Consider the following 18,533-nt stretch of genomic DNA (forward strand, 5'->3'; position numbering starts at 1 on the left):
GGTATGGGGAGGGCGTGGCCGGTGACCGAGGGGGCCGCACGGGGAGATGGTTAGATGCCCAGGAGAGTTTACCGAGGAGGGGCCGATGGAGCTGTCGCTGGCGACCCGCGCCGTGGGGGAGCACACGGTGCTCGAGGTCGGTGGTGAGGTGGATGTCTACACCGCCCCCCGCCTGCGGGAACGGCTCCTCGAACTGATCGACGGCGGAGCCCGCCACGTGGTGGTCGACCTCGGCCGGGTGGACTTCCTCGACTCGACCGGGCTGGGTGTGCTCGTGGGCGCGCTCAAGCGCCTGCGCTCGGCCGGTGGTTCCTTCGCGCTGGTCTGCGACAAGGAGCCGCTGCTCAAGATCTTCCGGATCACCGCCCTGGACCAGGTCTTCCCGCTGCATCCGACGGTCGACGCGGCCATCGCCGCCGACTCCACCGGCGCGTGATGGCCACCGTCAAGCTGTCCTTCTCTCCGGCCCCGGTGCACGTGCGCACCGCCCGCCTGGTCGGCGTCGCGGTGGCCCGGCGGGCCGGCGTACGCGAGGACCTGCTGGACGAGGTGCGCCTGGCCATCGGTGAGGCGTGCACCCGGGCGGTCGCGCTGCACCGGCAGTACGGCCTGGCCGACCCGGTGTACGTGGAGATGTCCGACGGCGGCGGCTACACGGTCCGGGTGGTGGACCGGGCCCCGATCGAGGCGGGCCTCGGCCTGGCCGCGCTCGGCCCGGACGAGCTGGCGAAGGAGTCGCTCAGCGAGGACGCGCTCACCACCGGGGTGGGCTTCGCGCTGCTCGCCGGTTTCGTGGAGGATCTCCAGGTCCGCCCGGTCGACGACGGCGTCGGCACCGAGGTGCGGATGTCCTGGCCGGCCGGTCGCGCCTGACCCGATTCGCACACGCAGGCCGCGTTCCCCGAAGGGGGAGCGCGGCCTCGTCGTATTGGTCGCGCCATATATCAGATTTCTTCGCATAACACAGTTGCGAAGATCATCGAGACACGGTGCCCCCTCGGTGTGACCCTCGCCACGCCAGAGGGCTACAGTACGCGGGTTGTCAGCAAGTGATCCCATCCCGTAGCCAGCGGGAACGGGAGTTCATCGCTGGTCCGCCGGGGTGGGTCGGCGCGCGCTTGCGAGTCCGCATCCAGGCGTCGGCCCGTGCGTCTCCACGAGCCGGCGCGAGTTGTTCGGTACAGGAGGACATAGATGTCCGGGACCTTGGCCGCCGACGGCGGCGCACTGTCCCTTACCGGAGCCAACGTGACGTACGTCGTCATCGCCGCGGTCATCGCGCTGGTGGCGCTCGTCTTCGCGGCCGCCCTCACCAGGGCGGTCCTGGCGGCCGGTAAGGGAACCACCAACATGCAGGAGATCTCCGGCGCGGTGCAGGAGGGCGCGTCGGCGTACCTGCTGCGACAGTTCCGCACGCTGGCGATCTTCGTGGTGGTCGCCGTCGTGCTGCTCTTCCTGCTGCCGGTGCACGACACCGACGGCAACGAAACGCTCGTGAAGGTCGGCCGCTCGGCGTTCTTCGTGGTGGGTGCGCTGTTCAGCGCGTTCATCGGCGGCGCCGGCATGTGGCTGGCCACCCGCGCCAACCTGCGGGTGGCGGCGGCCGCGCGGGAGCGAGAAGGCGGCCGTGAGGGCGCCATGAAGATCGCCTTCCGCACGGGCGGCGTGGTCGGCTTCCTCACCGTCGGCCTCGGCCTGTTCGGTGCGGCGCTGGTCGTGCTGATCTTCCGGGGCGACGCCCCGACCGTGCTGGAGGGCTTCGGCTTCGGTGCCGCGCTGCTCGCCATGTTCATGCGGGTCGGCGGCGGCATCTTCACCAAGGCCGCCGACGTCGGCGCCGACCTGGTCGGCAAGGTCGAGCAGGGCATCCCGGAGGACGACCCGCGCAACGCCGCCACCATCGCCGACAACGTGGGCGACAACGTCGGCGACTGCGCCGGCATGGCCGCCGACCTGTTCGAGTCGTACGCGGTCACGCTCGTCGCGGCGCTGATCCTCGGCCGGGCCGCGTTCGGCGAGACCGGCCTGGTCTTCCCGCTGATCATCTCCACCATCGGCGTGCTGGTCGCGATCGTCGGCGTCTTCATCACCCGGCTGCGCGCCAGCGACCGCAACGGCCTGACCGCGATCAACCGGGCCTTCTACCTGTCCGCGCTGATCGCCGCGGTGCTCGTCGCGATCGCCGCGTTCGCGTACCTGCCGGCCACGTTCGCCGAACTGGAGGGCGGGCTGACCGACGTCGACCGCAACCCGCGGCTGGTGGCCATCGGCGCGGTCGTGATCGGTATCGTCCTGGCCGCCGCGATCCAGGCGCTCACCGGCTACTTCACCGAGACCAACCGGCGCCCGGTGCAGGACATCGGCAAGAGCTCGCAGACCGGCGCGGCCACCGTCATCCTCGCCGGCATCAGCGTCGGCCTGGAGTCGGCCGTCTACTCGGCGCTGCTGATCGCCGCCGGCGTGTTCGGCGCGTTCCTGCTCGGTGGCAGCTCGATCACGCTGTCGCTGTTCGCCGTCGCGCTGGCCGGTACCGGCCTTCTGACCACCGTCGGCGTCATCGTCGCGATGGACACGTTCGGCCCGATCTCGGACAACGCGCAGGGCGTGGCCGAGATGTCCGGCGACATCGACGAGCACGGCGCGCGGACGCTCACCGAGCTGGACGCCGTCGGCAACACCACCAAGGCGATCACCAAGGGCATCGCGATCGCCACGGCGGTGCTGGCCGCCACGGCGCTGTTCGGCTCGTACACCGACACGCTGCGCTCGGCGTACGAGGACGCGGGCGTGGGCGACGTCGGGAACGAGATCCTCAACTCGCTCAACGTGTCCAACCCGCGCAACCTGGTCGGCCTGATCATCGGCGCGGCTGTGGTCTTCCTCTTCTCCGGCCTGGCCATCAACGCGGTCTCCCGCTCCGCCGGGGCCGTGGTGATGGAGGTACGCCGCCAGTTCCGCGAGCTGCCCGGCATCATGGACCGCACCCAGCGGCCCGAGTACGGCAAGGTCGTGGACATCTGCACCCGGGACGCGCAGCGCGAGCTGATGACCCCCGGTCTGCTGGCCATCCTGGCCCCGATCGCTGTCGGCTTCGGCCTCGGCCCGGGCGCGCTGGCCGCGTACCTGGCCGGCGCGATCGGCGCGGGCACGCTGATGGCGGTGTTCCTGGCCAACTCCGGCGGCGCCTGGGACAACGGCAAGAAGCTGGTGGAGGACGGCGCGTACGGCGGCAAGGGCTCCGACGCGCACGCCGCCACAGTCATCGGCGACACCGTCGGCGACCCGTTCAAGGACACCGCCGGCCCGGCGATCAACCCGCTGCTCAAGGTGATGAACCTGGTCTCGCTGCTGATCGCCCCGGCCGTGGTGGCCTGGAGCGTGGGCGACGACAAGAACAACCCGCTGCGCATCACGATCGCCGTGGTGGCCGCGCTGATCATCGCGGCGGCCGTGGTGTTCAGCAAGCGCAAGGGCGTGGCGATGTCCGACTCGGACAGCGGCGCCGGCACCCCGGACCAGCGTCCGGAGACGGTGAACGCCTGATCGCACGCGATGGTTCCCGGCCGGCCCCGGCCGGCCGGGAACCCCGTGCCCGGCAAACCTGACCGGTGGCGGTTCGGCCCGGAGGTCGTACGCTGCTTCGCATGCGTACGCGCCGGGCGGCAACCGCCGGAAAGCTCACGGTGGTCCTGGCCACGCTGGTCCTCGTCGTCACCGGGTGCGGCGGCGGTCCCAGCCCTCGGGTCTGGGCCGCGTCGGTGTGCCAGGCGCTGACCCCGTGGCGCGCGGAGATCTCGAAGCTGACCAGCAGCACCCAGCAGCAGATGACCGCGCAGACGACGCCGCCGCAGGCCAAGGAGAACCTGGTCCGGCTCTTCGCCGGCGCCGAGCAGGCCAGCGAGACGGCCCGGCGCAAGGTCGAGGAGGCGGGCGTGCCCGAGGCCGAGCGCGGCGAAGAGGTGTCCGCCGGGTTCCTGGGGTCGCTGAGCAAGATGCGCGACGCGTACGGCCGGGCCCGGGACACCGTCGACCGGCTCGACACCGCCCAGGCCGGTCCGTTCTACGACGGCGTGCGCGCCGCCGTGGACACGCTCAACAAGGAGTACGACGCGAGCGCGCTGGACACCAGCAAGCTCAACTCGACCGAGCTGAAAGAGGCCTTCGACGAGGTCCCGGAGTGTCGCTGACCCCTCCCACCCCGAAACCGGCCCGCCAGCCCTCGCTGTTCTCCACCGAGGCGGCCGATCCCTCGCTGGCGGACCTCGCCGGCCTGCTCGCCGGGCCGGGTGAGGTGGGGCGGATGGGCGGCACGGCGCGGATCTCCGTGGTGGTCGACGCCGCCTGGCGGGTGCACGTGCTGGTGGCCGAGCTGGGCGCCCGGGGCGTGCCGGCGAGCTGGGAGCCGACCGAGGACGGGCGGCACCGGGTGCGCACCGCGTACACGAGCATGCTGGCGCCGCTCGCGCGGGCCTGGCTGCGGGGCGCGGCGAAGCGTCCACCGGCCCGCTTCCACCTGGACGGGCGGCGGCTGCGGCTCTGGGCGGCGGCCGCCGGCACGGCCGAGCCGGCCGGATTCCGGCTGCGGCTCGGACCGGCCGACGAGCAGTCCTGGCCGGTGGTCCGCGCCGCGCTGGCGGCGGTGGGCCTGCCGGCCGCGTTCGTGGAGCCGGACGAGGGCGGGCCCGCGTTCCGGATCGGCGGACGGCGGATGTCGCGGCTCGCGGAGCTGGTGGGGGAACGGCCGGCGGCGGCGCCGGTGACGGACTGGCCGGGGCCGCGGAGCTGACCGCCGCTGTCCGAAGCCGGACACCCGGCGAGGGCTCCGCCGGGGGTACGCGATCGTCACAGTGACCCGCCTGTCGCCCTACCCACGGTGTACCGTGACGCCGTCCGGCAGGGTGCGGCCGGCGGTCGCCGGGAGGGCGGCCCGTTTGCCGCCCACGAAACCCGGAACGCGGACGGCGCGTTACGTTGGACATCCGGACCGCCCGTGGTCCGGGTGGCGCAACACGGCCCGAAGCGGGCATGGCGTAGGAGTGAGGTCGGGGAGAGACGTGCCGAGCAACGCTGGAACCACCCGTCTGGTCATCGTCGAGTCACCGGCGAAGGCCAAGACGATCTCGGGCTACCTCGGCCCGGGGTACGTCGTGGAGGCCAGCTTCGGCCACGTCCGGGACCTGCCCCGCAACGCCGCCGACGTCCCGGCGAAGTACAAGGGTGAGCCGTGGGCGCGCCTCGGCGTCGACGTCGACAACGGCTTCCACGCCCTCTACGTGGTGTCGCCCGACCGTAAGCAGCAGATCAGCAAGCTGGTGAAGCTGGCCAAGGAGGTCGACGAGATCTTCCTGGCGACGGACGAGGACCGCGAGGGCGAGGCCATCGCCTGGCACCTGGTGGAGACGCTCAAGCCCAAGGTGCCGGTCAAGCGGATGGTCTTCCACGAGATCACCAAGCCGGCCATCCAGGCCGCCGTGGCGAACCCCCGGGAGATCGACCGCGACCTGGTCGACGCCCAGGAGGCGCGGCGCATCCTCGACCGTCTCTACGGCTACGAGGTCTCGCCGGTGCTGTGGAAGAAGGTCATGCCGAAGCTGTCGGCGGGCCGGGTGCAGTCCGTGGCGACGCGGATCGTGGTCGAGCGGGAGCGCCAGCGGATGGCGTTCCGCACCGCCGAGTACTGGGACATCCTGGCCACGCTCGCCGTGGCGAAGCCGGGCGAGGGCCCGCGGACGTTCAACGCCACGCTCGTCGCGCTGAACGGTGACCGGATCGCCACCGGCAAGGACTTCGAGCCGACCACGGGTCGTGTTCGCGCCGGTGCGGGTGTCGTCCACCTCGACGAGGGCGGGGCCCGAGGGCTCGCCGCCCGCCTGGCCGACCGGCCCTTCACCGTCACCCGGGTCGAGGAGAAGCCCTACCGGCGCCGCCCGTACGCGCCGTTCATCACCTCCACGCTCCAGCAGGAGGCGGCCCGCAAGCTGCGGTTCTCGTCGCAGCAGACGATGCGCACCGCGCAGCGCCTGTACGAGAACGGCTACATCACCTACATGCGTACCGACTCGGTGAACCTGTCCGAGACGGCCATCGCGGCCGCCCGTCGGCAGATCGTCGAGCTGTACGGCGAGCGCAGCGTGCCGCCGGAGCCGCGCCGCTACACCGGCAAGGTGAAGAACGCGCAGGAGGCGCACGAGGCGATCCGTCCCGCGGGCGACAACTTCCGCACCCCGGGCGAGGTGGCCAAGGAGCTGTCCGCCGAGGAGTTCAAGCTCTACGAGCTGATCTGGCGGCGCACCATCGCCTCGCAGATGACCGACGCGGTCGGCTCCAGCGTGTCGGTGCGCATCCGCGCCGTCTCCTCCGCCCAGGAGGAGGCCGACTTCGGCGCGACCGGCAAGACCATCACCGACCCGGGCTTCCTGCGCGCGTACGTCGAGTCCAGCGACGACGAGAACGCCGAGGCCGAGGACGCCGAGCGGCGGCTGCCCACGCTGGTCAAGGACCAGCCGCTGACCGCCGACGAGCTGGCCGCGCAGGGCCACCACACCCAGCCGCCCTCCCGCTACACCGAGGCGTCGCTGGTCAAGGCGCTCGAAGAGCTGGGCATCGGCCGGCCCTCCACGTACGCGTCGATCATGCAGACGATCCAGGACCGCGGGTACGTGGTGAAGCGCGGCCAGGCGATGATCCCGTCGTTCCTGGCGTTCGCGGTGATCGGGCTGATGGAGCGGCACTACCCGCGCCTGATCGACTACGACTTCACCGCCAGCATGGAGAACGAGCTGGACGAGATCGCCGGTGGTGACCACGCCGCCGTCGACTTCCTCACCTCCTTCTACTTCGGCAGCACCAACGGCACCGGCGACCAGGCCATCGCGCACGCCGGTGGCCTGAAGAAGCTGGTCACCGAGAACCTCAGCGAGATCGACGCGCGCAGCGTCAACTCCATCCCGCTGTTCACCGACGACGAGGGCCGCGAGGTCGTCGTCCGGGTCGGCCGGTACGGGCCGTACCTCCAGCGGGCGCTGCCCGGCGCGGTTTCGGGCTCGGCCCCGGCCTCGGGTGAGGGTGAGGGCGAGGAGGGCGGCTCGCAGGGCGACCGGGCGCCGATCCCGGAGGGACTGGCCCCCGACGAGCTGACCCCGGAGAAGGTGCACGAGCTGTTCCTCGGCGGCGGCGGTGAGCGCAAGCTCGGCGACGACCCGTCGACGGGCGAGCCGATCGTGCTCAAGTCCGGCCGGTTCGGCCCGTACGTGGCAAGCGGCGAGCGCAAGTCCTCGCTGCTGCGCTCGCAGTCGCCGGACAGCCTCACCCTGGAGCAGGCGTTGCAGCTGCTGCGCCTGCCCCGGCTGATCGGCGTGGCCCCGGACGGCGCCGAGGTGTTCGCCAACAACGGCCGCTACGGCCCGTACGTCAAGCGCGGTGACGAGTTCCGCTCGCTGGACTCCGAAGACAAGATGTTCACCGTCACGCTGGACGAGGCGCTGGCGTTGCTGGCCGCCCCGAAGACGCGCCAGCGCCGGGCCGCCGCGCCGCCGCTGCGGGAGATGGGCAACGACCCGCTCACCGAGAAGCCGCTGGTGATCAAGGACGGGCGCTTCGGGCCGTACGTGACCGACGGCGAGTTCAACGCGTCGCTGCGGCGCGGGCAGACGCCGGAGGAGCTGACGCTGGAGCAGGCGTCGGAGATGCTGGCCGAGAAGCGCGCGAAGGGTCCGGCGCCGAAGAAGAAGGCCGCGAAGAAGGCCGCCCCGGCGAAGAAGACGACGGCGGCGAAGAAGACCACGGCGGCCAAGAAGGCGACGGCCGCGAAGAAGACGACGGCCAAGAAGGCCGCCCCCAAGAAGGCGACCTCAACCCCGAACGAGTGATCTTGGTACGGAGGCGCCTGGAAGGGCGGGTCCGTACCAAGATCTCAGCCGGGCCAACCTGAGGATCGCAGGGCGGCGCGCAACTGGGTCACGACGCGGGTCGGGTCGTTGCGGACGGCCCACGCGGGGAAGCGCAGGACCCGGTCACCGGTGGTCCAGACGTCGTTCTGCCGCTGCATGTCCGCCCAGGCGGTCCTCGGGTCGAGGTGCTGCCCACCGTCGATCTCGACGTGCACCCGCCACCGCTCGAACCAGACGTCCAGGTAGCGGCGCCGCCCGGTGGCGTCACGCCGGACGACCTGGAGGGACGGTTCGGGTAACCCGGCCCCCCGGACGAGATCGAGGAAGTCGATTTCGGCGAGGGAGTGAGCGCCGCCGGCCGCGTCCGCGGCGGTCGCCAGGATCAGCCGGCGCCGACGTGCGCGAGGGAGCCGCTCCAGCACCCGATGCAGGTCGTCGCCCCAGACCAGGCGTTGCTGGAAGCCTGCCGCGATGACAGCCCGTGCCTCCTCGTCGGTCGCCGCCCACTGTGCCGCGTCGACGAGCGAGCGGGCCGGCATGGTCCGGCGGGGCTTGCCGAGGTCCAGCACGTCCTCCGGCGGCAGTGCGGTGGTGCGATGGATCCGCACACCCGGTAGCAGGGTTCGCGTCTGATGCCGGGCCGGCAGCAGCAGATGCACCAGCCGGCTCTCATAGCGCCGCAGGCCCCATGCCTGGGCCGCGGTGAGTCCACCCAGCGTCGCTGCCGGTCCCGCCGCGAGCACCGCCACCCAACGCCACTCTTTCGGACCCACCGGCCCGTTGTGGGTGACGTAGACGCGCCGGTGCGCCTGCCGCCAGCGCCCGCTGCCCAGCCGGTGCCGGATCGCCTTCTCGGACAGGAACCGTCGAGCCTGCGTCGCTTCGAGCACCCGTTCCTGATGGAACAGCAACCAGCTCAACTCGTCCGCGTCATCCCCCGGCATCTCCACACATGAATCCCACCCGCTGTCCCGTCGTCCCTGTTGCCCCTGTGGACAGCCGCCGAGATCTTGGTACGGGAACGCCCTTCAAGGGGCGGCCCCGTACCAAGATCCCCGCTAGGCGGGTCAGGCGCCCAGGACCTGGGTCAAGTAGGGGTTCTGGAAGATGTGGGAGGGGTCGAGGCGGGAGCGGACGGACTGGAAGTCGGCGAATCTCGGGTAGGCAGTGGCCAGGGACTCCGCGTCGCGCCAGTGCAGCTTGCCCCAGTGCGGGCGGCCGCCCAACTCCGTCGCCACCTGCTCGAACGCGCGGAAGTACGGCTCGTACGGCATGCCCACGTACTGGTGCACGGCGATGTACGCGGAGTCCCGCCCGTACGAGTGGGACAGCCAGATGTCGTCGGCGGCGGTGAAGCGCACCTCGACCGGGAACAGCACCTTGAACGGCAGCCGGTCCACGATCCGGCGCAGTTCGGCCAGCGCGGTGGGCAGTGCCTCGCGCGGCAGCCCGTACTCCATCTCCACGAAGCGGACCCGGCGCGGCGTGCAGAACACGCGGTCGGAGCGGCCGGTGTAGGTGCGTTCGGTGAGCGCGCGGGCGGAGACGGCGCTGATCCGGGGTGCGAGGGCGGGTACGGCGCGGCCGAGGCGGCAGGCGCCGGCGAAGACGGTGTTGGAGAGGAACTCGTCGTCCAGCCAGCCGCGCCAGCCGGGCAGTGGCTGGTCGTCGGCGGGTACCCGGTCGTTGGTCTTGACCTGCACCCGGTCGGTGTACGGGAACCAGTAGAACTCGGCGTGGTCGTGCGCGTCGTACAGGCCGGGGAGGTCGTCGAGCACTTCGGCGAGCGGGGCCGGGCGTTCGTGCGCGCGCAACACGAAGGCGTCCACGCAGCGCAGCGTGACCTCGACCAGCACGCCCACCGCGCCGAGCCCGACCCGGGCGGCGTCGAAGACGTCGCGGTTCTCCTCGGCCGAGCAGCGCAGCACCTCGCCGGTGCCGGTGACCAGCGTCAGCCCGGCCACGAAGGTGGACAGGCAGCCCAGCTTCGCCCCGGTGCCGTGGGTGCCGGTGGAGAGCGCACCGGCGATGGTCTGGGCGTCGATGTCGCCGAGGTTCGGCATCGCGAGGCCGTGCCCGGCGAGCAGATCGTTGAGCGTGTGCAACGTCATCCCGGCCGGTACGGTGACCAGGCGGCGCGCCACGTCGACTGTGACGTCGGTCTCCAGCTCGGCGAGGTCGATCCGGTGCCTGTCGGCGACGGCGGTGGCGGTGAACGAGTGGCCGCTGCCGGTGGCCCGGACGGTCCGGCCCGCCGCGGTGGCCTGGCGGACCGCCTCGACGACGTCGGAGACGCTACGCGGGCGCACGGTGAGGAGCGCGGTGCTGTGCTGGTTGCCGGCCCAGTTGGACCAGGTGGCGGTGGTACCGGTCATCGCGGCCACTCCTCGACATGAATATGAACTGAATTCATATCAGGAACGTTGTGCCTGGTAAATACCGCAATCGAGCCCGGCTCGTTGTACCGGTAGTCACAGACTCGTGACGTGCAGATATGTTCATCCGTCGAAGGGGGGTGGCGCCGAGTGTCCACACCAGCCGCCACGACCGGGCCGCTGCGTCGAGTACCGGTGCAGGGCCGAAGTGTCGCGCGGGTCCAGCGGATGCTGGACGCCTGCGCCGAGCTCGTCGACGAGGTGGGGTACGAAGGGCTGACCACGACCCTGCTCGCCGAGCGTGCCGAGGTGGCGATCGGGTCGGTATACCAGTTCTTTCCGGACAAGCGGGCGATCGTGCAGGCACTGACCCTGCGCACCATGGAGTCCTACCTCCAGCGGCTCGACGAGCGGTTCTCCTCGGACGACCTGACCCACTGGTGGGACGGGGTCGACGCGGCGATCGACGAGTACATCTCGATGCACCGCACCGTTCCAGGCTTCCGTACCCTGCACTTCGGCGACGTGGTCGACCTGCACCTGCTGGACGACCAGCGGGACAACAACGGGGTCATCGCGGAGCAGCTCGCCCGCGTACTCACCGAGCGTTTCGGCCTCGCCGGGGTGCCCGACCTGCGGTTCCACCTGGAGGTCGCGGTGGAGGCCGCGGACGCCCTGATCAAGCTGGCCTTCCGCCGCCGCACCGACGGCGACGAGCGGGTGCTGGTCGAGGCGAAGGCGCTCATCCGGGAGTACCTGCACCGGCAGGTGAACGCCCCCACGGAGGTCGCCCACCAGGGCTGAGCGGCACGTTGAACGGCGGGTTCTGAGAGTGCGTCGGGACCCGCCGTCGTCACGTGGTGGGGCAGAGCCGCGAGCGGCTCAGAGGAACGCGTGCCCCTCGCCCCGGTAGGTCGGCACGGTGGCGACCACCGCGTCCCCCTCGACCAGGTGCACCTCGTTGACGTGCTCGCACAGCTCGCCCGCCTTGGCGTGGCGGAACCACACCCGGTCGCCGACGCGCAGGGTGTCCGCGGCCTTCCCGGCCAGCGGGGTCTGCACCTCGCCGGCGCCCTCCGCGCCGAGCAGCTTCAGCCCGTCCGGCAGCCACGGCCGGGGCAGCCGGCTGGTCGCCGCCTGGCCGGAGGCGATCCAGCCGCCACCGAGCACCGTCGCCAGCCCGGGCGCCGGGCGGCGGACCACCGCGCAGGCGAAGAACGCCGCCGGGGTGGGCTGCCAGGCACGGTACGCGTCGAACAGCGTCGGCCCGTACAGGCCGGAGCCCGCGGTGACCTCGGTGACCGCGGGGTCCGCGCTGGTGGCGGCCACGCTGCCGGTGCCGCCGCCGTTGACGAACTCCAGGTCGGCGTGCTCCCGGACCGCGCCGACCGCGGCGGAGCGGCGGGCCAGCAGTTCGCGGTACGACCCGCGCTGCGCGACCCGGATCGCCGAGCCGAGCACCGCCTGTCCGGGCGGCGCGTCGCCCAGGCCGGCGATCTGTGCCTCGTACGACATCAGGCCGACCAGCCGGAAGCCCGGCCGGCCGGCGACGGCGGCGGCGAGCGCGCCGGCCGCCGTGGCGCTGTGCACCGGGGAGCGGCGCACGCCGACGTGCACCCGGCCTCCCAGCGGGCGCCAGGAGGCGTCCAGGTCGAGGCAGACCCGCAGCGCGGGGCGGCCCGCGGGCGGGCACACCGCGTCGATCAGGTCGAGCTGCCCGGTGTCGTCGATCATCAGCGTCACCGCGTCGGCGAGTGCCGGGTCGGCGGCCAGTTCGGCGAGGCCGCCCCGGTGGGCCGTCGGGTACGCCACGAGCACGTCGTCGCTGACCCCGGAGCGGACCAGCCACAGCGCCTCGGGGAGCGTGAAGGCCATCACGCCGTGCCACCCGGGCCGCTTGAGTGCCCGGGTCAGCAACTCGCGGACGCGTACCGACTTGCTCGCCACGCGCAGCGGCTTGCCGCCGGACCGGCCGGCGAGCGCCTCGGCGTTGGTGTCGAACGCGGTGAGGTCGACGACGGCGTACGGCGGGTCGAGGTGAGCGGTCGCCCGGTCGAGACGATCGCGAAGTTTGTCACGGTCGATGGCCACGTCTGCACGCTAACTGTCTGGACGGCAATGCGAAATACCCTCGCGTCTGTCCGGGCTGCGGGCGGTGGTCCCGGCGGCCTAGGCTCGGCGAGCAGGTGAATGTCGCGGGGGACGACCCTTCCTGCGCGACTAGAGTGTTCCACCGGGGATGCCCAGACCTGGGCCGGCACGTGGAGGTACGGCCATCGAAAGCCAGAACAACGGCGAGTCGCCCGGCGTGTCGTCGCCCGGGACAGCCGCCGACCACTCCGGTGCCGCCGCCATCCGGTCGGTGCTGCGCATCCGGCCGTTCCGCCGGCTGTGGATCGTGCTCAGCGCCGCCTCCTTCGGCGACTGGCTCGGCCTGCTCGCCACCGCGCTGTTCGCCGCCTCCCAGGTCTCCGGCAGCACCGCCCAGGGCGCCGCGTTCGGCGGTGTGACGGCGATCCGGCTGCTCCCGGCGCTGGTGCTCGGCCCGGTGGCGGGCGTGTTCGCCGACCGGTTCGACCGCCGGTGGACGATGGTCATCTGCGACCTGCTGCGCTTCGTGCTGTTCGCCTCGATCCCGCTGTACGCGCTCACCGGCGCCGCGGGCGGGCTGGTGGTCGGCTGGGCGCTGATCGCCACGTTCCTGATCGAGTCGATCACCCTGCTGTGGATCCCGGCCAAGGAGGCGGCGGTCCCCAACCTCATCCCGCGTACCCGGCTGGAGGCGGCGAACCAGCTCACGCTGATCACCACGTACGGCCTGACGCCGGTCGCGGCGGCCGTCGCCCTGGCCGTGCTGACCCGCGGCCTGCCCGGCGCGGTCGGCGGCGACCTGCCGAACTGGGCCGAACCGGCCCAGCTGGCGCTCTGGTTCAACGCCTTCTCCCGGCTGGCCACCGCGCTCGTGGTGGCGTTCGGGATCAAGGAGATCAGCGAGGCCCAGCGCGGCGAGGCGGAGCGCACCGAGCAGAGCATGTTCCGGCAGTTCTCCGAGGGCTGGAAATACATCGGCCAGACCCCGCTCGTCCGAGGCCTGGTGCTGGGCATCTTCGGCGCGTTCGCCGGCGGCGGCATCGTGGTCGGCACGGGCAAGTTCTTCGCCAACTCGCTCGGCGCCGGTGACGCCGCGTTCTCGCTGCTCTTCGGCGCGATCTTCGTCGGCCTGGCGCTCGGCATCGGGCTCGGGCCGATGATCGTGCGGGACATGTCCCGCCGCCGCTGGTTCGGCATGAGCATCGTGCTCGCCAGTGCCTCGGTGCTGGTGCTCGCCTTCGCCATCCACCTGTCCATGGCCATCCTCGGCGCGATCCTGGTCGGCGCGGGCGCCGGCATGGCGTTCCTGGCCGGCACCACGCTGCTCGGCGGCGAGGTGGCCGACGAGGTGCGCGGCCGGGTCTTCGCGGTGGTGCAGATCGGCACCCGGCTGGTGCTGATCCTGGCCATCGCGCTCAGCAGCCTCCTGGTCGGCGTCGGCGGCTCCCGCCAGCTCACCATCGCCGACCTGGGCATCTCCATCTCCTCCACCCGCCTGCTGCTGCTCGCCGCCGGCGCGGCCGGAATCATCGCCGGGATCAGCGCGTTCGGCCAGATGGACGACAAGAAGGGCGTACCGGTCCTCGCGGACCTCTGGGGCTCGATCCGGGGCCGTCCGCTGATGCCGGCCGAGCCGTTCGTCTCCAGCGGCCTGTTCGTGGTCTTCGAGGGCGGCGAGGGCGCAGGCAAGTCCACCCAGCTCGCCCAGCTCGCCGACCGGCTGCGCGCGCAGGGCCGCGACGTGGTGGTCACCCGCGAGCCGGGCGCCACGCCGGTCGGCGAGCGGATTCGCTCCCTGGTGCTCGGCACCGCCCCGGACGAGGCGCCGTCGCCGCGCGCCGAGGCGCTGCTCTACGCCGCCGACCGGGCGCACCACGTGGCCACTGTCGTCCGCCCGGCGCTGGTGCGGGGCGCGGTGGTGATCAGCGACCGGTACGTCGACTCGTCGCTCGCCTACCAGGGCGCCGGCCGGACGCTCCCGGTGGACGAGGTCTCCTGGCTCTCGTCCTGGGCCACCGGCGGCCTCAAGCCCGACCTGGTGGTTCTGCTCGACGTCGAGCCGCGTACCGGCCTGAGCCGGGTCGAGGACCGCAACGAGGGCACCGACCGGCTGGAGGCCGAGTCGCTGACGTTCCACGAGCGGGTCCGGTACGCCTTCCTCGACCTCGCCGCCGGTGACCCGAAGCGATACCTGGTGCTCGACGCGTCCCGCCCGATCGCGGAGACCGCCGACGCGGTCGCCCGCCGGGTGGGCGAGCTGCTGGCCGACCCGGGCGGCATCGTGCACCCCCGTCCGGCGCAGGGCCCGGACACCTCGGTCCAGCCCGAGTTATCCGACGCGGAGCTGGTGACGATGGAGCAACCCCGGCGATGACCGACGTCTTCGGCGATCTGGTCGGGCAGGACGAGGCGGTGGCCATGCTGCGGCGGGCCGCCGCCTCGGCCGCCGCCCTGCTGCGCGCGCCGGTGACGGCCCCCGCGGGCGGGCACGACGACCTCGACGCGCTCGCCGAGGAGTACGACGGCGACCCGGCTCCGGCACCGGCCGATCCGGGCGCCGGCATGACCCACGCCTGGATCTTCACCGGCCCGCCCGGATCGGGCCGCTCGGTGGCCGCCCGCGCGTTCGCCGCCGCCCTGGAGTGCGTGCACGGCACCGGGTGCGGCACCTGCCCCGGCTGCCACACCACGCTCACCGGCACTCACGCGGACGTACGCCTCGTGGTGCCCGAGGGCCTGTCCATCGGCGTCAACGAGATGCGCGCGCTGGTGCTGCGAGCGGCCAGCGCGCCCTCCGGCGGCCGGTGGCAGATCGTGATCATCGAGGACGCCGACCGGCTCACCGAGGCTGCCGGCAACGCGCTGCTCAAGGCGATCGAGGAGCCGCCGCCGCGTACCGTCTTCCTGCTCTGCGCCCCGTCCACCCACCCGGACGACATCTCCGTGACCATCCGGTCGCGCTGCCGGGTCGTACCGCTGCGGCAGCCGCCGCCGGCCGCGGTGGCCGAGGTGCTGGTCCGCCGCGACGGCATCGCGCCCGACGTGGCCGAGTGGGCCGCCGCGGCGGCGCAGGGGCACGTGGGCCGGGCCCGGCGGCTGGCCCGCGACCCGGAGGCCCGGCAGCGGCGCGACGCGGTGCTGGCCGTGCCGCGCCGGCTGACCGGCGTGGGCGCGGCGTTCGACGCGGCCTCGGCGCTGATCGAGGCCGCCGAGGCGGAGGCCGCCGCCTCCGTCGCGGAGATCGACGAGGCGGAGCGTACGGCGTTGCAGACGGCGCTCGGCGCGGGCGGCACCGGCCGGGGCGCGGCCGGCGCCATGCGCGGCGCGGCGGGTCAGCTCAAGGACCTGGAGAAGCGGCAGAAGTCGCGGGCCACCCGCGCCCAGCGGGACGCGCTGGACCGGGCCCTGGTCGACCTGGCCGGGTTCTACCGGGACGCGCTCATCATGGCCCTGCGGGCGCCTGTCGCCCCGGTGCACACCGACACCGCGTCGCTCGCCTCGGCGGGCGCGCAGAAGTGGGACGCCGAGGGCTCGCTGCGCCGCCTGGAGGCGGTGCTGGAGTGCCGCGCGGCGATCGAGGCGAACGTCAAGCCGCGGATCGCGGTGGAGGCGATGATGCTGGCCCTCTGGCGCGGCTGAACCGGGCCCTCCCGCACTGTCCACAGGGCATCGACACGCGCGATTGCCGTGCGGTACGGTCCGGTGATGCCGCGGTGACCGAGGCGGCACGCTCAGTGAAGGCCGGACCGGCCGGGAGGAGTCCGCCGATGCCGCGGGGCGAGATCGACGAGGCCTGGATCGAGGAGGCGGTGCGGCGCTACCGCCGGATCGAGAACCTGCAGGCCGAGTTCGACCAGGCGGTCGCGACGGTCGAGGTCACCGTCCGCTCACCCGACGGGCTCGTCGAGGTGGTGGTGACCGCCGGCGGGCGGATCACCGACGTGCGCTTCCTCGGCCCGCTGCACCACCGCAGTCCGCGCGACGTGGCCGGCTCGGTGCAGGCCGCGGTCACCGCCGCCGCCGACGCGGCGCAGTGGGCGCGGGAGAAGCTGCACAACGAGACGTTCGCGGCCTACCGGCCGCTGGCGGGGGCCTGACATGGAGACGCTGCGTGCCCTGGCCGCCCGTCTCGACGAGGCCGGCGCGACCCTCGCCACCCTGTCCCGCACGGTGACCGCCACCGACCCGCCGCATCCCGCGTTCGGCGCGCACGCCACCGGCCGCCCCGGCGAGGTGGGCCGCGCGCTGCACCGCCAGTGGACCCTCGCCACCGCCGACCGGGCACGCGAGGCGCAGGCCGCCGCCGTCCGGATGGCCGCCGCCGCAGCGGCGCTGCGCAGCGCCGCCGACCGCTACGCCGCCGCCGACGACGCGGTCGCCCGGCGGCTGGCCCGGGAGGCCTGATGGACGCGCTCGACCGCCTCGCCGAGCCCGGCCTCGACCTGCTCGCCCGCGTCGACACGCTGCTGGCCGCCGGCGCGCCCGAGGGCCACCGGCTCTGGCCGCTGCTGCGCCGCATGCAGGTGCTTCCCGGCGCGGCCGTGCGCGAGTTCCTCGACCTGCATCCCGCGCCGCTGACCGGCGCCGGCCACGCGGTGCGCCGGCTCGTCCGGGGGTACGACGACACCTGCGCCATGCTGGCCGACCAGGTCGCCTGGTCCGGCGCCGCCGCGTCGGCGTACGACGAGGCACGTGCCGCCCTGCTGCGGCACCTGGACGAAGGCCCGGAGAGCCTGGTCGGGCGGCTGGAGTCGACGGCGGGCTACGCCGACGCGCTGGCCGGCTGGGTGGAGGGCAGCCGGGCCGCGCTGGCCCGGGCGCTGGCCGAGGTGCTGGGCTCGGCGGAGGCGGTCGCGGTGCACGCGGCGACCCGGCCCGGCGCCGAGGCCGGACGGGCCGGGGCGGCGGCCGCGGCGGAGATCGCCACGAGGGTCCTGGGTGTGCTCGGGGTGGCCTACGACGGCGCCGAGACGCTGCTGCGCCAGTGGGGGCCGAGCCTGGCCGAGACACAGTGGCGGGACCGCGCCACCACCGCCCCGCGCTACGGCGGCACCACCCGGATCGGCTACTGACGGTCCACGGCGCCGCGCGCCGGTCCGGCCGTGGCCGGGTGACGGCGGCGGCGCCGTGGCCTTCCCCTGCACCCCCCGCAGGTATGCCTTCACTCAACGCGTCCGGGCGGTGTTTGTCAGGGGCCCGCCGGAGATTCAGCCGTCCGGGCGAGGCGATGGGGCCGGTTCGGCCGGGTCGTCGACGGTGATCGCTGCGGTGGGTGACCGGGCGGCGACAGGTGCGCCGTGCGGCGCGCGTCGATCCGCGTAGGGTGTGGCGCATGGGCATGCTCTGCGCGGTCAGCTTCAACCGGTACGGGCGCCTCTACTACCTCGACCCGGGCGAGTGGCGCCCGCAGGTGGGCGACCGGGTGCTGGTGCCCACCGACGAGGGGCCCGAGGTGGCCGAGTGCGTGTGGGCCGCGCAGTGGGTCAGTGAGGACACCGACAGCTTCCCGAAACTCGCCGGGATCGCCGGGGACGACGACCTGCGCCGCGACGAGATGCTGCGCCGGCGCAAGGCCGAGGCGAAGGTGGCCGCCAAGCGGCTGATCCGCGAACACGGCCTGCCGATGAAGGTGGTCGCCGTCGACCACGTCCTGGCCACGCCGGAGAACGGCAGCGACCGCACCACGATCTACTTCACCGCGCCGCACCGCGTCGACTTCCGCTCGCTGGTCCGCGACCTGGGCGCCACGCTGCACTGCCGGGTCGAGCTGCGGCAGCTGTCCGCCCGCGACTCCGCCCGCGTGCAGGGCGGCATCGGCTCCTGCGGTCGTGACCTGTGCTGCGCCACGTTCCTCACCGACTTCGAGCCGGTGACCATCCGGATGGCGAAGGACCAGGACCTGCCGCTCAACCCGCTGCGCATCTCCGGTGCGTGCGGGAGGCTGATGTGCTGCCTGAAGTACGAGCATCCGCTGTATCAGAAGTTCCAGGAGTCGGCCCCTGCGGTCGGCAGCCGGGTGTCCACGCCGCAGGGCGAGGGCAAGGTGGTCGGCCACAGTGTCCCGCGCGACGCGGTCACGGTCCGCCTGGACGCGGACGGCTCCCGCTCGATGTGCTCCCGCGCGTCGGTCTGCGGCCCGAGGCAGGCCCACGACCAGCACTACCCCCCGCCCTAACCC

16 protein-coding genes are annotated in these 18,533 nt (G+C 73.0%); 13 read left to right on the plus strand and 3 right to left on the minus strand.

Annotated elements, in window-relative coordinates:
- Nucleotides 1–85 precede the first annotated feature (85 nt).
- The 6 genes from EAD96_RS05320 (at nt 86) to topA (ending at nt 7,868) form a co-directional block, all read left to right on the plus strand.
- Complete coding sequence (locus EAD96_RS05320) at nt 86–436, plus strand: STAS domain-containing protein (RefSeq protein ID WP_013283649.1); 351 nt, start codon at nt 86–88, stop codon at nt 434–436.
- Entirely contained in the window at nt 436–873 is a 438-nt protein-coding gene (locus EAD96_RS05325; RefSeq protein WP_013283650.1) for an ATP-binding protein, read from the plus strand. The genes EAD96_RS05320 and EAD96_RS05325 overlap by 1 nt, the downstream gene beginning before the upstream one ends.
- 321 nt (nt 874–1,194) lie before the next feature.
- Entirely contained in the window at nt 1,195–3,543 is a 2,349-nt protein-coding gene (locus EAD96_RS05330) for a sodium-translocating pyrophosphatase (protein ID WP_120572044.1), read from the plus strand.
- 101 nt (nt 3,544–3,644) lie between these two features.
- Nucleotides 3,645–4,187: a hypothetical protein gene (locus tag EAD96_RS05335; RefSeq protein ID WP_091414621.1), complete on the plus strand. Its 543-nt coding sequence runs from the start codon at nt 3,645–3,647 to the stop codon at nt 4,185–4,187.
- Nucleotides 4,178–4,786 carry a hypothetical protein gene (locus EAD96_RS05340; RefSeq protein WP_120572042.1) on the plus strand — a complete coding sequence of 203 codons (609 nt, stop codon included), beginning with the start codon at nt 4,178–4,180 and terminating at the stop codon, nt 4,784–4,786. The genes EAD96_RS05335 and EAD96_RS05340 overlap by 10 nt, the downstream gene beginning before the upstream one ends.
- Before the next feature lie 268 nt (nt 4,787–5,054).
- Nucleotides 5,055–7,868, plus strand: coding sequence for a type I DNA topoisomerase (topA, locus tag EAD96_RS05345; RefSeq protein ID WP_121683484.1), 2,814 nt, complete (start codon nt 5,055–5,057; stop codon nt 7,866–7,868).
- A 44-nt stretch (nt 7,869–7,912) separates the two neighbouring features.
- Here topA and EAD96_RS05350 read toward each other — a convergent pair whose 3' ends face one another.
- Nucleotides 7,913–8,833, minus strand: a complete 921-nt coding sequence (locus tag EAD96_RS05350; protein WP_121683488.1) for a DUF559 domain-containing protein — start codon at nt 8,831–8,833, stop codon at nt 7,913–7,915.
- A 123-nt stretch (nt 8,834–8,956) separates the two neighbouring features.
- A complete protein-coding gene (locus EAD96_RS05355; protein WP_199733074.1) occupies nt 8,957–10,273 on the minus strand; it encodes a D-arabinono-1,4-lactone oxidase in 1,317 nt (438 codons plus the stop codon).
- 219 nt (nt 10,274–10,492) lie between these two features.
- On the opposite strand from EAD96_RS05355, the gene EAD96_RS05360 reads away from it, so the two are divergent.
- A complete protein-coding gene (locus tag EAD96_RS05360; RefSeq protein ID WP_013473587.1) occupies nt 10,493–11,068 on the plus strand; it encodes a TetR family transcriptional regulator in 576 nt (191 codons plus the stop codon).
- Between the two features lie 78 nt (nt 11,069–11,146).
- Here the strand turns inward: EAD96_RS05360 and EAD96_RS05365 are convergent, their stop codons facing one another.
- On the minus strand, nt 11,147–12,355 hold the full coding sequence (locus tag EAD96_RS05365) for an amino acid deaminase/aldolase (protein WP_121683486.1): 1,209 nt from the start codon (nt 12,353–12,355) through the stop codon (nt 11,147–11,149).
- Between the two features lie 217 nt (nt 12,356–12,572).
- Here EAD96_RS05365 and tmk point away from each other — a divergent pair, with 217 nt between their 5' ends.
- From tmk to EAD96_RS05395, 6 genes are all read left to right on the plus strand, one after another.
- A complete protein-coding gene (tmk, locus tag EAD96_RS05370; protein ID WP_255498957.1) occupies nt 12,573–14,729 on the plus strand; it encodes a dTMP kinase in 2,157 nt (718 codons plus the stop codon).
- Nucleotides 14,726–15,994: a DNA polymerase III subunit delta' gene (locus tag EAD96_RS05375; RefSeq protein ID WP_120572037.1), complete on the plus strand. Its 1,269-nt coding sequence runs from the start codon at nt 14,726–14,728 to the stop codon at nt 15,992–15,994. The genes tmk and EAD96_RS05375 overlap by 4 nt, the downstream gene beginning before the upstream one ends.
- Nucleotides 15,995–16,122: 128 nt before the next feature.
- Nucleotides 16,123–16,452 carry a YbaB/EbfC family nucleoid-associated protein gene (locus tag EAD96_RS05380; protein WP_013473591.1) on the plus strand — a complete coding sequence of 110 codons (330 nt, stop codon included), beginning with the start codon at nt 16,123–16,125 and terminating at the stop codon, nt 16,450–16,452.
- Between the two features lies 1 nt (nt 16,453).
- A complete protein-coding gene (locus EAD96_RS05385; protein ID WP_120572036.1) occupies nt 16,454–16,759 on the plus strand; it encodes a hypothetical protein in 306 nt (101 codons plus the stop codon).
- Nucleotides 16,759–17,427: a hypothetical protein gene (locus tag EAD96_RS05390; RefSeq protein WP_120572035.1), complete on the plus strand. Its 669-nt coding sequence runs from the start codon at nt 16,759–16,761 to the stop codon at nt 17,425–17,427. Before EAD96_RS05385 ends, EAD96_RS05390 begins: the two co-directional genes overlap by 1 nt.
- 260 nt (nt 17,428–17,687) lie before the next feature.
- Nucleotides 17,688–18,530, plus strand: coding sequence for a regulatory iron-sulfur-containing complex subunit RicT (locus tag EAD96_RS05395; protein ID WP_121683487.1), 843 nt, complete (start codon nt 17,688–17,690; stop codon nt 18,528–18,530).
- Nucleotides 18,531–18,533 lie beyond the last annotated feature (3 nt).

This window comes from Micromonospora sp. BL1 (assembly GCF_003667485.1).
Taxonomy (GTDB): domain Bacteria; phylum Actinomycetota; class Actinomycetes; order Mycobacteriales; family Micromonosporaceae; genus Micromonospora; species Micromonospora tulbaghiae.